We start from the raw sequence: 13,089 nt of genomic DNA on the forward strand, positions 1-13,089 counted from the left end.
ATGAAATTTCAACAAACACTTTCACAAAAAACTATGTATGTGCAAAAAATTAGTAGATTTTTTATGTTTAGCATGTATGAGAAGTATAAAAAATTTATTCCAAAAACTAAAAATATCCAAATTATTGGCACTAATGGTAAAGGAAGTACGGGTAGATTTTTAGCGCTTTTACTTTTAGAGCAAGGATATAAAGTAGGTCATTATACAAGTCCACATATTTTTGAATTTAATGAAAGATTTTGGTTAAATGGCAAAATTGCAAGCAATGAACTTTTAGAAAAAGCGCATGAAAAACTAGAAAGTGTTTTTTTGGAAGATGTGAAAAAACTTAGTTATTTTGAATACGCTACTTTTTTAGCTTTTTTTATTTTTAAAGATTGTGATTATGTGATTTTAGAAGCCGGAGTAGGTGGGGAGTATGATGCGACAAGTGTTTTTGAAATAGATTTTAGTATTTTTACTAAAATAGGATTTGATCATCAAGATTTATTAGGTAAAAATTTAGAAGAAATAGCAAGAACAAAATTAAAAGCCATGAGTGCCAAAGCTTTAATTAATCATAAGCAAGAAGCAAAAGTATTAAATTTGGCTCAAAAAATAGCAAATTTAAAACGAGCTAGTTTAAGTATCAGTTTGCTAGAAAAAAATAATTTTATTTATCCTTATGTACAAGAATATATTCAAAAATATAATTTTGCGACTTTTTTAAAAGATAATCTTTTTTTAGCTTTAGAAGCTTTTTCTAAAATTTGTGCTAAAAATGAAAAAGAATTAATTCAAAGTATCAAAAATCTACCAAAACTTGATTTAAAAGGAAGGTGCGAGCAAATAAGTCAAAATATTTTTATTGATGTAGGACATAATGAAATGGCGGCTTTAGCTTTAGTTGAAATTTTCAAGGAAAAAAAAGTTCATTTAGTTTATAATTGCTTTTTAGATAAAGATTCTTATAAAATTTTAAAGGTTTTAAAACCTATAATAAAAATAGTTGAAATTTATGATTATGAAAGTAAAGATAGACCTTTGGCGGGTTCTGTTTTGCTAGAAAATTTAGAAAAATTAGATATTGTTTATCAAAAATTTGAACAAATAAAAAAAGATGAGTTATATTTAGTTTTTGGTTCTTTTGTATTGGTAGAAAAATTTTTAAGAGGCTATAATGAAAGATAAATTTACGCTAACTATTACAGATGTAAATGGTTCTAGACATTTTTTATTAAGTCAGATTATAAAAAAAGTAATAATTTATTTTACTACTTTTGTTTTTGTTGTTATAGTTTTAGGTGCTTTATATATTAATTATCTAGCAGATAAGCGTTCAGAGCTTTTAAAAGAACAAGAAATATTATCTTCAAAGAATACTAAATTGTTTTCTCAAAATGAGAGTATGCAAAAAAGTTTAGAGGAAAAAACAGCCTTATATGATGAACTCCAAACCCAACTTGCAGATATTGAGGATAATTTAGGCTTAAAGCAAGATGAAAGTTTAGATATACCAGAAAGATTAGAAAAAGTCAAACTTACTAATGATCAAGCTTATTTATTTTTAACACAAATTCCAAATGGTCATGTGATAGAAGATAATGGAGTCACAGGTAATTTCGGATGGCGTCATCATCCTATATTAAATAAAAAAGAATTTCATCCAGGTATTGATTTAAGAGCAGCTTTAAAAACTCCTATTTATGCGCCTGCAAATGGAGTGGTTGAATACGCTGCATATAGCAATAATGGTTATGGTTACTCAGTGATTTTGATCCATAATTTTGGTTTTAAAACGGTTTATGCGCATATGACGCGTCAGGATGTTGTCAAAGCAGGGCAATTTGTAAAAAAAGGTGATTTGTTGGGTTATACGGGAAATACAGGTCTTTCTACGGGCCCGCATTTGCATTATGAGGTTAGATTTATTAATAAACTTTTAGATCCTAAGATTTTTATAGATTTAAACCGAAAAAACTATGAACAAATTTTTGAAAAAGAAAGGAGAGTGCCATGGCAATCTTTAATAAAGGCTCTATTGCTGCAGTATCCGAAACTACAGTCATTTCAAACGGAGCAAAAATAGAAGGAAAATTTTATTTTGATTCTATGCTTCATTTAGATGGAGAAATTACAGGAGTAATTAATTCTTCTAATGTGATAGTGATAGGTAAAAGTGGTGTTTTAAAAGGACAAGTTAAGGCAAGTAAAATAGTAATCAATGGAGTTTTTGAGGGAGAAATGCAAGTTGATTCTTTAGAAATTTTATCCGGCGGTGTACTTAATGGTAATATCATAGTTAAACAATTAAGTATTGAAAATGGTGGGAAATTTAACGGAAGTAGTAAAATAATTGAAAAAGAAGAAGAGCTTGCAACTATTGATGTGAGTATAGAAAATTCAGAAAATGCAAGCTAAATTATATGAATATTTATTAAGTAATAAAACTGAGTTAATAATTTGTGAGAATGATAAAGAAGCAGATGAATTAGCTCAAGTTTGCTTATTTTTAAAATTAAAAACTTTTATTTTACCTGATTTTAGAGCAGAATTTGGTAGCGATTTACGCTCTTTTTCTAAAGAACTTTTTGAAATTTGTAAAGTATTAAATGTTTATCATAAAGAAAATGAAAAAAAAATTTTAATATCTCCCATAAAAACAATTTTGCAAAAATTACCAGGTAAAAAGCATCTAAAAAACATTATTCTTAAAAGAAATTCACTTCTTGCTTTAGAGAAATTTAAAGAAGAAATTTTACATAGTGGATATGAGTTTGTAGATATAGTTCAAGATAAGGGTGAAATTTCAATACGCGGGGATATTATAGATATTTTTGCGATTAATGAAGAACAACCTTTTAGAATTTTACTTTTTTCAGATGAGATAGAAAGTATAAGATATTTTGATATACATACACAAAAATCAATCCCTACTGAACTCTCCAATATAGAAATTTGTCCTTTTTTGAGTGCTTTTAGTCAAGAGCAATATGAAAATTTACAAGAAAAAATTCAAAATTTCCAAAGTCAAAGCATTATAAATGATGTTAATTCTTTAGGTTTTTGGTGTGTTGATGATTTTTGTGATTATTTAGATTTAAATTTTGTAAGCATAAAAAAATTTGATGTAAATGATTTTGAAGAAGATATTAGTAAAATCAATCAAAATATTTTACCTGAACCAAAATTTTATAAAGATTTGGTAAGTTCTTATAATTATGATTTTTTCACTTTTCACAAAGATAAAAAAATTACTATTTTGGCAAAAAATGAAGCTTTGTTTAAAGCTTTAAATTTACAAGAATTTTCAAATATTAAATTAAAAATATCCCAAGAAAGAATTAATTTAAGTACTCAAGATGAGCTTATCATATCTTTAAATAAAAAAGAAAAAAATAAAAGAGTTAGAAAAGCAAGTTTGGTAATAGATGAGCTTAGGGTTGGGGATTTTGTTGTGCATGAAGATTATGGTGTAGCTAAATTTTTAGGTCTTGAGATTATTGCAATAGCAGGAGCAAAAAAAGAATTTGTCGCTCTTGGGTATTTAAATAACGATAAGCTTTTATTGCCTGTTGAAAATTTATATATGATTGATAAATATATCGGTGCAAGTGGTGGCGTGCCTTTACTTGATAAGCTTGGAAAAGGAAGTTTTTTAAAAATCAAGGAAAGATTAAAAGAAAAATTATTTGCCATTGCTTCAAATATAGTTTCTTTAGCAGCGGCTAGAGCTTTGATAAAAGCAAAAGAATTAAAAATTTCTCAAGAATTACAAGATGAATTTATCAATAAGGCAGGATTTTTTTACACTAAAGATCAAAGTCAAGTTTGTCAAGAAATCACTCAAGATTTAAAAAGTATGCAGGTGATGGATAGGCTTTTAAGTGGCGATGTGGGTTTTGGTAAAACAGAAGTTGCTATGAACGCTATATTTACTTGTGTAAAAAGTGGTTATACGGCTTTATTTTTTGTGCCAACTACTTTGCTTTCAGCCCAGCATTTTAAAACCTTAAAACGAAGATTTGATTCTTTTGATATAGAGGTTTTTAAGCTAGATCGTTTTACTAGTGCTAAAGAAAAAAAACAAGTTTTAGCATTTTTAAAAGAAAATAAGCCTTGTGTAGTGGTTGGAACGCATTCTCTTTTAGGGGTTAAGTGTGAAAATTTGGGTTTAGTCGTGATAGATGAGGAGCATAAATTTGGTGTAAAACAAAAAGAAAAACTCAAAGAACTAAGTAAAAATTCACATATTCTATCTATGTCAGCAACGCCTATACCAAGAAGTTTAAATCAAGCTCTTAGCTCTTTAAAGTCATATAGTGTTTTACAAACTCCACCTGAGGATCGTTTGGATGTGCGTACCTTTGTTAGAGAAAGTAGTGATGCTTTGGTTAAAGAAGCTATTTCAAGAGAATTAAGAAGAGCGGGACAGATTTTTTATATACACAATCATATAGCAAGTATTGATGGGTGTAAAAAATATCTTTTAGATTTGTTTCCAAATTTAAAAATTTTAATCTTGCATTCTAAAATTGATGCAAAAACTACTGAAGAAGAAATGATTAAATTCGAAAATAAAGAATATGACTTATTGCTTTGTACTTCTATAGTTGAAAGTGGTATTGATTTAGCAAATGCAAATACTATTATAGTAGAAAATTCAGATCGTTTTGGTATGGCTGATTTGCACCAACTTAGAGGAAGAGTAGGGCGTAGTGCTAAGCAAGGATATTGTTATTTTTTGATTGAAGATAAGGAAAAAATCACAAAAGATTCTTTAAAAAGACTTACGAGTTTAGAGAGTAATTCTTATTTAGGTTCAGGAAGCGTGCTTGCTTACCATGATTTAGAAATTCGTGGTGGTGGAAATTTATTAGGCGTAGATCAAAGTGGACATATAGAACAAATTGGTTATAGTTTGTATCTTAAAATGTTAGAAGATGAGATTAATAAATTAAGTAAAAAAGAAGAAATTAAAGAGAAAAAAATAGATCTAAAGCTTAATATCAATGCTTTTTTAAATAGTGAGTATATTAGCGAAGATCGTTTGAGATTAGAACTTTATAGAAGACTTAGTAAATGTATGAGTGTTAATGAAGTTTATGAGATAGAAAGTGAGATGAATGATCGTTTTGGAAGGCCTGATATCTTCACAAAGCAGTTTTTGGATTTAATCATCATAAAAATTTTAGCTAGCAAGCATTATAAACTAGTGAGTAATTATGAGCAAAATATTTGTTTTGTAAAAGATGATGAGAGCAAGGAAGTCATTAAGGCAAAAAGTAAAGACGATGATGATGTAATTGAGGCTATTTTGATGCATTTAAGAAAGAGTGAAAAAGCATGAGTGGATATGAAATTTTTAAAGCTTTAGTTAATGCAAATATTGTTTATAAAGATTTTGAATGGCTAGAAAATAATACTTTAAGTGAGTTTGAAATTTTAATTTCTGTAGTTTTAACTCAAAATACAAATTGGAAAAATGTATTGAAAGCTTTGATAAATTTAAAACAAGCAAATATTACTAAGATAGAAGATTTATCAAATTTAAATACTCAAGATTTAGCGTTTTTAATAAAGCCAAGTGGATTTTATAATACTAAGGCAAAATATATTAAAAATTTTACTCAAAAATATTTTCAATATTTTAATTCTTTTGAGCTTTTTAAAGAAGAAGTTGATAGAGAATGGCTTTTGGATATTAAGGGTTTTGGTCAAGAAAGTGCTGATGGAATTTTAAATTATATATGCAAAAAAGAAGTTTTAGTAGTTGATGCTTATAGTGCAAAAATAGCTAATTATTTAGGCTATGAGTGTCAAAGTTATGATGAGTTGGCAGATTTTTTAAAAAAAGACATAGCTAAAAATCAACAAGAATTGTGTGTTTTATTAAAAAAAGAATGTAAATTATATGAGCTTTATCAAATTTTTCATGCTTTAATTGTTTCTTTTTGTAAAACACACTTTCAAGGTAAAAAACTTTCAGAGGATGGTGTGCTTATTCTAGATCCTTTAAAATTTTAAATTTATTTTTTATTTAAAAAGTTATTTTTTTTACGATTAAAGTGCTATAATGTATTTAACTTCATAAAAAGGAGAAGTAATGAATACAAGTATAGTTGGAAAGCAATTTGAGCTAACTGAGTCTATAAAAGAGTATGTGGAAAAAAGCTTTGATGCTTTAAGTAAATATGGCTTAGATGTGATTTCTGCGCGTTGTGTTATAAGTGCTGATGAAAGGCATGGAAAGAAAGGATTTTGGGCTGAATTTAGCATTAATCTAGCCGGTATTAATACAGTGGTTGTAAAGCAAAAAGATAAAGACTTATATGCTGCTATAGATTTAGCTATTGATAGAATTTCTAAGGTTTTAAGAAGATTGCATGATAAAAATATTACCCATAAACATCAAGATGAGATAAAAGAAAATTTAGTATTACCGAGCTTGATTGAGGAAGATGAGATAGTTCCAACAGAACTTGAGCTATATAAGCCTTTGGAAATTGAAGAAGCATTGGAAAAATTAAAAGCAAGTAAAGATATATTTTTAGTTTTTAATGACATAGATGCAAAAATGAGGGTGTTATATAAGAAAAAAGATGGTAAATTTGGTTTATTTTAATAAAAATCTAGCCTTTTTTTAAAGGCTAGATTTATTAGAAGAGTTTGTTAAAAATTTTATCTATTGCTTGATCTACTTTTTTACCTGTATTTTTAGCGCCATCACTAGCATTTCCACCTATTGTATTAACAATGGAATTTACAACACTTTTTGTATCAAGACTTACTTTAGGATCTTGTGTTGTTCCTTTTATAACACCTTTGAAGTTTGCTCTATCAATGACGATATTAAAAGGAATGTTTAATTTGGTACTTTTTGTATCAACCTTACCTTTGCTAATATTTATATTGCTTCTATCAGCCACTAGGTTTAAATTTAAATCTATAAGATTTTTGTTGATATTTATTTTGGCTTCACCGTTGCGATATACATCTTGAGTGATATCTTTTTGTAAAAGTAACATTAAAGCACCTGTGATGAGATTTTTCTTAAGTTGCCCATCGGCTAAATTCATTAGCACTACACCACTTTCTTTTAAAAGATTATAATCAATGCTTAAATTTGATTTTGCTTGGTAATAATCAGGTAAATCTAAGCTTTGAGTTAAATTTGAAAGATCGGTATTTTGCATTTTAGCGTTAAAAATATTATTTTTTAAAGTGGCATTTAATGAGCCGTTAAATATATTTTTACTATTAATACTTGCATCTATTAAAGCGTTTTTAAAATCAAATTTTCCTTCAAAATCAGCCTTACCTTTTAAGTTTCTATCAACTAAAAATCCTAGCTTAGAAAAATCTTGCAATGATATATTATAAGTGCTTACTAGAGCCATTTGATTAAGATCAAATTTACCTTTTAATGAATTAATATTTGCAAATGAACTTAGAACTTTAGCGTTAAAATCAATGATTGATTTAGAAATTTTTCCATCAAGATTGATTTTTGCTGAAGTATTCTTTGGAAATTTTTTCTCTAAAAGCTTGGATAATTCTACTTCATTAAAAGAAGAATTAATGATTGCTTTAAAATCACCATTAATATTGTTAAAATCAAGTGACTTTAAGTCAATATCTGCATTTACATCACCAAATGCTAAAACTTTTTGTCCTATCAAAGGAAAAAGTTGTTCTAATTTTATATTATCAATCTTTGCTTGTAAACTTTTTCCATTGGATTTTGCATTGATAAGCCCTTGCATGATTTTAATATTTGCATCAAGATTTTGAATTTGATTTGACTTAAGATCAACTTTGGCATCTAAATTTAAAGGTCCATTGAGATCTTGTTTGGTTAAAGGTTTTAATTTGTTAAGATTATCTATAAAAGCACTAATTTGTACATTTAAATCTTTGTTTGTAAGGTTATATGAACCTTTTAGTTGAGGTATTTTTGCTATGTTTGAATCAAGTAAAGCTTCATAATCAATCAAAGAATTTTTCGCATTTGCTTTAGCTTGTAAGTTAAAATTTGTTTTTGGAAAATCAAGATTGCTTAGTTTTTTAAATTCCATAACATTTATATTTGCATTGTTTAACCTAGTGTTTAGATTGAAATTTTTAAAATCAAGCCCTTGTGCTTTTAAATCTAAAACTAATTTAGAATTAATAAAAGCAGGTATGGATATGGTTTTTAAAAGTTCTGCTACTTCTATATTAGTTGTATTGATATTAAGATTATTATTTTCTAAAACAGCTTTTAAGCTACCACCAAATCCAAGTAAGTCAGCATCTAATTTTTGCAATTGATTGTTTGCAAAAAGTAAATTACCTTGAATTTGACTTTTACCTTGGAGTTTCATTTTGGCTAGAGATGAAAATTGATTAAAATCATCTATTTTGATATCAAAATCACTAGTTAAGCTTTGTTTTGCTATATCATAAATACTTTTTTGTGTATAAAGTTTGAAGAAGTTACTTAAAATTTCACTTTTAGAAATAACTTCATTGCTTTGGATTAAAGATCTTATTTCACCCTTTATATAGCTTTGTTTTGGTAAGCTTAGATTAAAATCTTTTTCAATGAGAGTATTGTTGATAGAACTTGTGTAAAAATTAATCAAAGCGTTACCATTTGGTTTTAAATCTTTAGCTTGTATATCACTGATAATACTAATTTTTCCTTGAGCATATCTTGGTAGATTAGCAAAATCTAAAATTTGAGCCAAATCTATATTTTTACCAATAAATTCAAGATTTATAGGAGAAAAATCAACAATTTTTGCATTTAAGCTAAGATTGGAATCAAACAAAAACCCATTACCTTTTACTAAAAAATCACTACTTTTACCTACAACACTACCTTTAAATGTAAAATCTTTATCACTTTTTAAGCCAAGATTTTGAATATAGTTTTGTTTAAGTCCTAAAAGATAGTTTAAATCAAATCCTAGTCTTAAAGGTGATATACCACCTTCTATGTTAGCAAAAAATTTATCATCAATATTTGCTTTAATGTCAAGTTGTGAAAAACTAATTTTAAAATTTTCAAATTTAACATTCATACCACTTTTTTGAGCAATAATCGTTTCGATTCTTGGCTTTAAAAAAGCATTACCCATGCTTGTAAATAATAATGTATATATAGCTAGAAATGCTATACACACTACACCTAAAAGAATGTAAAGAATTTTTTTCATGAGAAACCTTTATAATGATATATCATATAAATTTAGTTATATAGACTAAACTTATATGATATATTTTACTTAATTTATTGACAATTAACTTTCTTTAATGTATAATTCTATCACTCAAAAACAAAGAGTGCTAAAAATGGCACATTTTAGAAAGGATAAAAAATGAATTTTCAACCTCTAGGAAAGCGTATTTTAGTAAAACGCTTAGAAGAAATGAAAACTACTGCTTCTGGGATTATTATACCAGATAATGCTAAAGAAAAACCATTAAATGGTGAAGTTGTTGCAGTAAGCAAAGAAATAGAAGATATTAAGGTAAATGATAAAGTAATGTTTGCAAAATACGGTGGAACTGAAATTAAACTTGATAATGAAGAGTATTTAGTTCTTAATGTTGAAGATGTTTTAGGGATTATTAAATAAAAAAGGATAAAAAATGGCAAAAGAAATATTTTTTTCAGATGAAGCAAGAAATAAACTTTATGAAGGTGTTAAAAAACTTAATGATGCTGTAAAAGTCACTATGGGGCCACGCGGTCGTAATGTATTAATCCAAAAAAGTTTTGGTGCTCCAACTATCACAAAAGATGGTGTGAGTGTAGCTAAAGAAGTGGAATTAAAAGATTCTTTAGAAAATATGGGTGCTTCTTTAGTTAGAGAAGTAGCTAGTAAAACAGCTGATCAAGCAGGCGATGGAACAACAACAGCAACAGTTTTAGCGCATGCTATTTTTAAAGAAGGTTTGAGAAATATTACAGCAGGTGCTAATCCTATCGAAGTTAAAAGAGGTATGGATAAAGCTTGCGAAGCTATAGTAGCTGAACTTAAAAAACTTTCTCGTGAAGTTAAAGATAAAAAAGAAATAGCTCAAGTTGCGACAATTTCTGCAAATTCAGACGAGAAAATCGGAAATTTAATCGCTGATGCTATGGAAAAAGTTGGAAAAGATGGTGTTATCACTGTTGAAGAAGCAAAATCAATCAATGATGAATTAAATGTAGTTGAAGGTATGCAATTTGATAGAGGTTATTTAAGCCCATATTTCATTACAAATACTGAAAAAATGACAGCTGAATTGCAAAATCCTTTTATTTTGTTATTTGATAAAAAAATTGCCAACTTAAAAGATTTATTACCAATTTTAGAACAAATTCAAAAAACAGGAAAACCACTTTTAATTATAGCTGAAGACATTGAAGGCGAAGCTTTGGCAACTTTAGTTGTAAATAAATTAAGAGGTGTTTTAAATATTTCAGCAGTTAAAGCTCCTGGCTTTGGCGATAGAAGAAAAGCTATGCTTGAAGATATTGCTATTTTAACAGGTGGTGAAGTGATCTCTGAAGAGCTTGGAAGAACTTTAGAAAGTGCTAGTATTCAAGATTTAGGTCAAGCTTCAAGCGTGATTATTGATAAAGACAATACAACTATTGTAAATGGCGCAGGTGAAAAAGCAAATATTGATGCAAGAATTAACCAAATCAAAGCTCAAATTGCTGAAACAAGTTCAGATTATGATAGAGAAAAATTACAAGAAAGATTAGCTAAATTAAGCGGTGGTGTAGCGGTGATTAAAGTTGGTGCGGCTACTGAAACTGAAATGAAAGAGAAAAAAGATAGAGTTGATGATGCATTAAGTGCTACAAAAGCTGCAGTTGAAGAAGGTATAGTAATAGGCGGTGGCGCTGCATTAATCAAAGCAAAATCAAAAATCAGCTTGAGTTTGCAAGGCGATGAGGCTATTGGTGCAGCTATTGTAGAAAGAGCATTGAGAGCACCTTTAAGACAAATTGCTGAAAATGCTGGATTTGATGCTGGTGTAGTTGTAAATACAGTAGAAAATAGTAAAGAAGAAAATACTGGTTTTGATGCTGCAAAAGGTGAATATGTAAATATGCTTGAAAGCGGTATTATCGATCCTGTTAAAGTAGAAAGAGTAGCCTTGCTTAATGCGGTATCAGTAGCTAGCATGCTTTTAACAACTGAAGCTACAATTAGCGAAATTAAAGAAGACAAACCTGCTATGCCTGATATGAGTGGCATGGGTGGTATGGGAGGCATGGGTGGTATGATGTAATAACCGCCTTTATATTTTTTAGCTTTCTTTATAGAGTTGCTTTTTGTAGCAACTCTTTTAAATTCTTTCATTTTTTTTCATACTCGTTTTATTTTGTTATAATAGATGTAAAATTATAAGGATTTTACATGAAAAATTTACAAGAAGAGCAATTTTCTAACTCAAAATATATTAAGCCTAAAAGATATACTTATATAGGTAAAGATAACAAAAAATACACTTGGGATTTTATAGAAGCATTAGATAGCGTTTCTGTTTTTTTATATCATACTCAAAAAGATTCTTTTGTTTTTGTAAAGCAATTTAGAATTCCTTTATGGGATTATCAAAAACGCAATAACTTAAATTTAAACGAGATGGGATTTAGTATAGAGCTTTGTTCAGGGCTTGTTGATAAAGATTTGAGTTTAGAGGAAATAGCTAAAGAAGAATGTATTGAAGAACTAGGTTATGCTCCTAAGGTTGTAGAAAAAATAGGGGAATTTTATACAGGTTTTGGTTCAGGTGTTAGTAGACAATTTTTATTTTTTGCTGAAATTAATGAAGATGATAAAATTGGTAATGGTGGTGGAATTGAGGGGGAAGATATCCAAGCAGTATGGATAAAAAGAAAATATTTTGAAAAGTTTTCTAAAGAAAATCCTATAAAAACTCCTTTACTTGAGTATGCGTATTTGTGGTTTAAGGGTAAGAATTAATCTTACCTCTTTTTATTTTTCCTCTTTATTTTCAATATTTAGATCTTTTTCATCAAGCATTTCTTTAAAGATTCCAAATAAATCTTCAGAAGCCTTTTCAGCATTAGAGCATTTATCTAAAATTTGATTTTGTACTAGTTTATCACTTGTATCTTCATTATGTGCTAAAGCAACGGCTTGGTTCATATTTTCATGTACTTTTTGATGTGGTAAATTTAACTTACCAAAAGCTCTTCCACCAGAAAATCTTTCCTTGCCAATACCAGCAATCCATTTTGCAAGTCTGCAACTTAAATGATCAGATAAAGTTTTTCCTGAAGCATGAATAATTTCATTATATCCATTTAATTTAAATGCAATATGATCTAGTTTTGCTAGTGATATGAATATTTCAGAGGTAATGCTTTTAGCGTGAGAACTAGTTGAATTTGCATTAGAAATTAATTGAGCAAAATTACTAGAGAATTTTACTATATGCTCATTAGATTCTAATGATACTTTTTCTACTTGTTCACTTTGTCCATACATCTCATCAGCATTTTGTTTTAATAGGTTAATATTTAATTCTACTTCAGAAGTTGCTTTTTGTGTTTTTTCAGCAAGTTTTCTTACTTCATCAGCAACAACAGCAAAGCCTCTGCCGTGTTCTCCTGCTCTAGCAGCTTCGATTGCGGCATTTAGTGCTAAAAGATTGGTTTGATCGGATACATCTTTGATTAAGTTAATAACATTAGTGATCTCATCAACGCTGCGGTGTAAATTTCCCGCTGTATCTCTTGAGCGATTAGCTGATTCTATAATGCTTTGAAGTGAAGATATGATAGAGTGAGTTATTGAATTTAACTCTTGCATATCTTTTAAAGAGGAATCGGAATATTGAGAAATCATTTCCGCTTTATTAACATTTTCCTGCATATCACTTTGAACATTTGCAATACCTTTTAAAACACCATTTAATAGCATTTCCAAAAGATTTGTTTCAAGTTCAGTTTTTCCGCAATTTCCTTGAAGTTGTTTTTCATAATTTTTAATTAATTCTTGTTTTTCTGAAAGAAGTCTTTTGTTTTCTTCTTCTAGTTCTTTGATTTTATTTTGTAAATTTTCAAAGTCTTGTGATAATTGACTTTTTTTCCCA

11 protein-coding genes and 1 pseudogene are annotated in these 13,089 nt (G+C 28.3%); 9 read left to right on the forward strand and 3 right to left on the reverse strand.

Annotated elements, in window-relative coordinates; genetic code table 11:
• The 6 genes from L8X97_RS01935 (at position 1) to hpf (ending at position 6,604) form a co-directional block, all read left to right on the forward strand.
• Entirely contained in the window at positions 1-1,170 is a 1,170-nt protein-coding gene (locus tag L8X97_RS01935; RefSeq protein ID WP_263661012.1) for a Mur ligase family protein, read from the forward strand.
• Positions 1,157-2,068: a M23 family metallopeptidase gene (locus L8X97_RS01940; protein ID WP_243705623.1), complete on the forward strand. Its 912-nt coding sequence runs from the start codon at positions 1,157-1,159 to the stop codon at positions 2,066-2,068. The genes L8X97_RS01935 and L8X97_RS01940 overlap by 14 nt, the downstream gene beginning before the upstream one ends.
• Entirely contained in the window at positions 1,996-2,400 is a 405-nt protein-coding gene (locus L8X97_RS01945; RefSeq protein WP_263660127.1) for a bactofilin family protein, read from the forward strand. Before L8X97_RS01940 ends, L8X97_RS01945 begins: the two co-directional genes overlap by 73 nt.
• The gene (locus L8X97_RS01950) at positions 2,390-5,329 is read left to right on the forward strand and encodes a DEAD/DEAH box helicase (protein WP_263662499.1); all 2,940 of its coding nucleotides are present in this window, start codon (positions 2,390-2,392) and stop codon (positions 5,327-5,329) included. Before L8X97_RS01945 ends, L8X97_RS01950 begins: the two co-directional genes overlap by 11 nt.
• Complete coding sequence (locus L8X97_RS01955; RefSeq protein WP_263662500.1) at positions 5,326-6,006, forward strand: endonuclease III domain-containing protein; 681 nt, start codon at positions 5,326-5,328, stop codon at positions 6,004-6,006. Before L8X97_RS01950 ends, L8X97_RS01955 begins: the two co-directional genes overlap by 4 nt.
• Before the next feature lie 79 nt (positions 6,007-6,085).
• The gene (hpf, locus tag L8X97_RS01960) at positions 6,086-6,604 is read left to right on the forward strand and encodes a ribosome hibernation-promoting factor, HPF/YfiA family (protein ID WP_133318716.1); all 519 of its coding nucleotides are present in this window, start codon (positions 6,086-6,088) and stop codon (positions 6,602-6,604) included.
• A 34-nt stretch (positions 6,605-6,638) separates the two neighbouring features.
• Here the strand turns inward: hpf and L8X97_RS01965 are convergent, their stop codons facing one another.
• On the reverse strand, positions 6,639-9,182 hold the full coding sequence (locus L8X97_RS01965; protein WP_263662501.1) for a hypothetical protein: 2,544 nt from the start codon (positions 9,180-9,182) through the stop codon (positions 6,639-6,641).
• A gap of 162 nt (positions 9,183-9,344) precedes the next feature.
• Between L8X97_RS01965 and groES the strand changes: the two genes are divergently transcribed.
• From groES to L8X97_RS01980, 3 genes are all read left to right on the forward strand, one after another.
• Entirely contained in the window at positions 9,345-9,605 is a 261-nt protein-coding gene (groES, locus tag L8X97_RS01970) for a co-chaperone GroES (protein WP_039626536.1), read from the forward strand.
• A 13-nt stretch (positions 9,606-9,618) separates the two neighbouring features.
• Positions 9,619-11,256, forward strand: coding sequence for a chaperonin GroEL (groL, locus tag L8X97_RS01975; RefSeq protein WP_263659042.1), 1,638 nt, complete (start codon positions 9,619-9,621; stop codon positions 11,254-11,256).
• Between the two features lie 128 nt (positions 11,257-11,384).
• Complete coding sequence (locus tag L8X97_RS01980) at positions 11,385-11,954, forward strand: NUDIX domain-containing protein (RefSeq protein WP_263662502.1); 570 nt, start codon at positions 11,385-11,387, stop codon at positions 11,952-11,954.
• A 12-nt stretch (positions 11,955-11,966) separates the two neighbouring features.
• On the opposite strand, the gene L8X97_RS08370 is transcribed toward L8X97_RS01980, so the two are convergent.
• Complete coding sequence (locus tag L8X97_RS08370) at positions 11,967-12,428, reverse strand: CZB domain-containing protein (protein ID WP_412175450.1); 462 nt, start codon at positions 12,426-12,428, stop codon at positions 11,967-11,969.
• Positions 12,414-12,698 (reverse strand): annotated as a pseudogene (locus L8X97_RS08375) (methyl-accepting chemotaxis protein); the annotation flags it as partial. The pseudogene L8X97_RS08375 and the gene L8X97_RS08370, both read right to left, overlap by 15 nt.
• Between the last annotated feature and the right edge of the window lie 391 nt (positions 12,699-13,089).

Origin of the sequence: Campylobacter sp. CNRCH_2013_0671h, assembly GCF_025773055.1 — a bacterium.
In the GTDB taxonomy this organism is placed as follows: domain Bacteria; phylum Campylobacterota; class Campylobacteria; order Campylobacterales; family Campylobacteraceae; genus Campylobacter_D; species Campylobacter_D lari_D.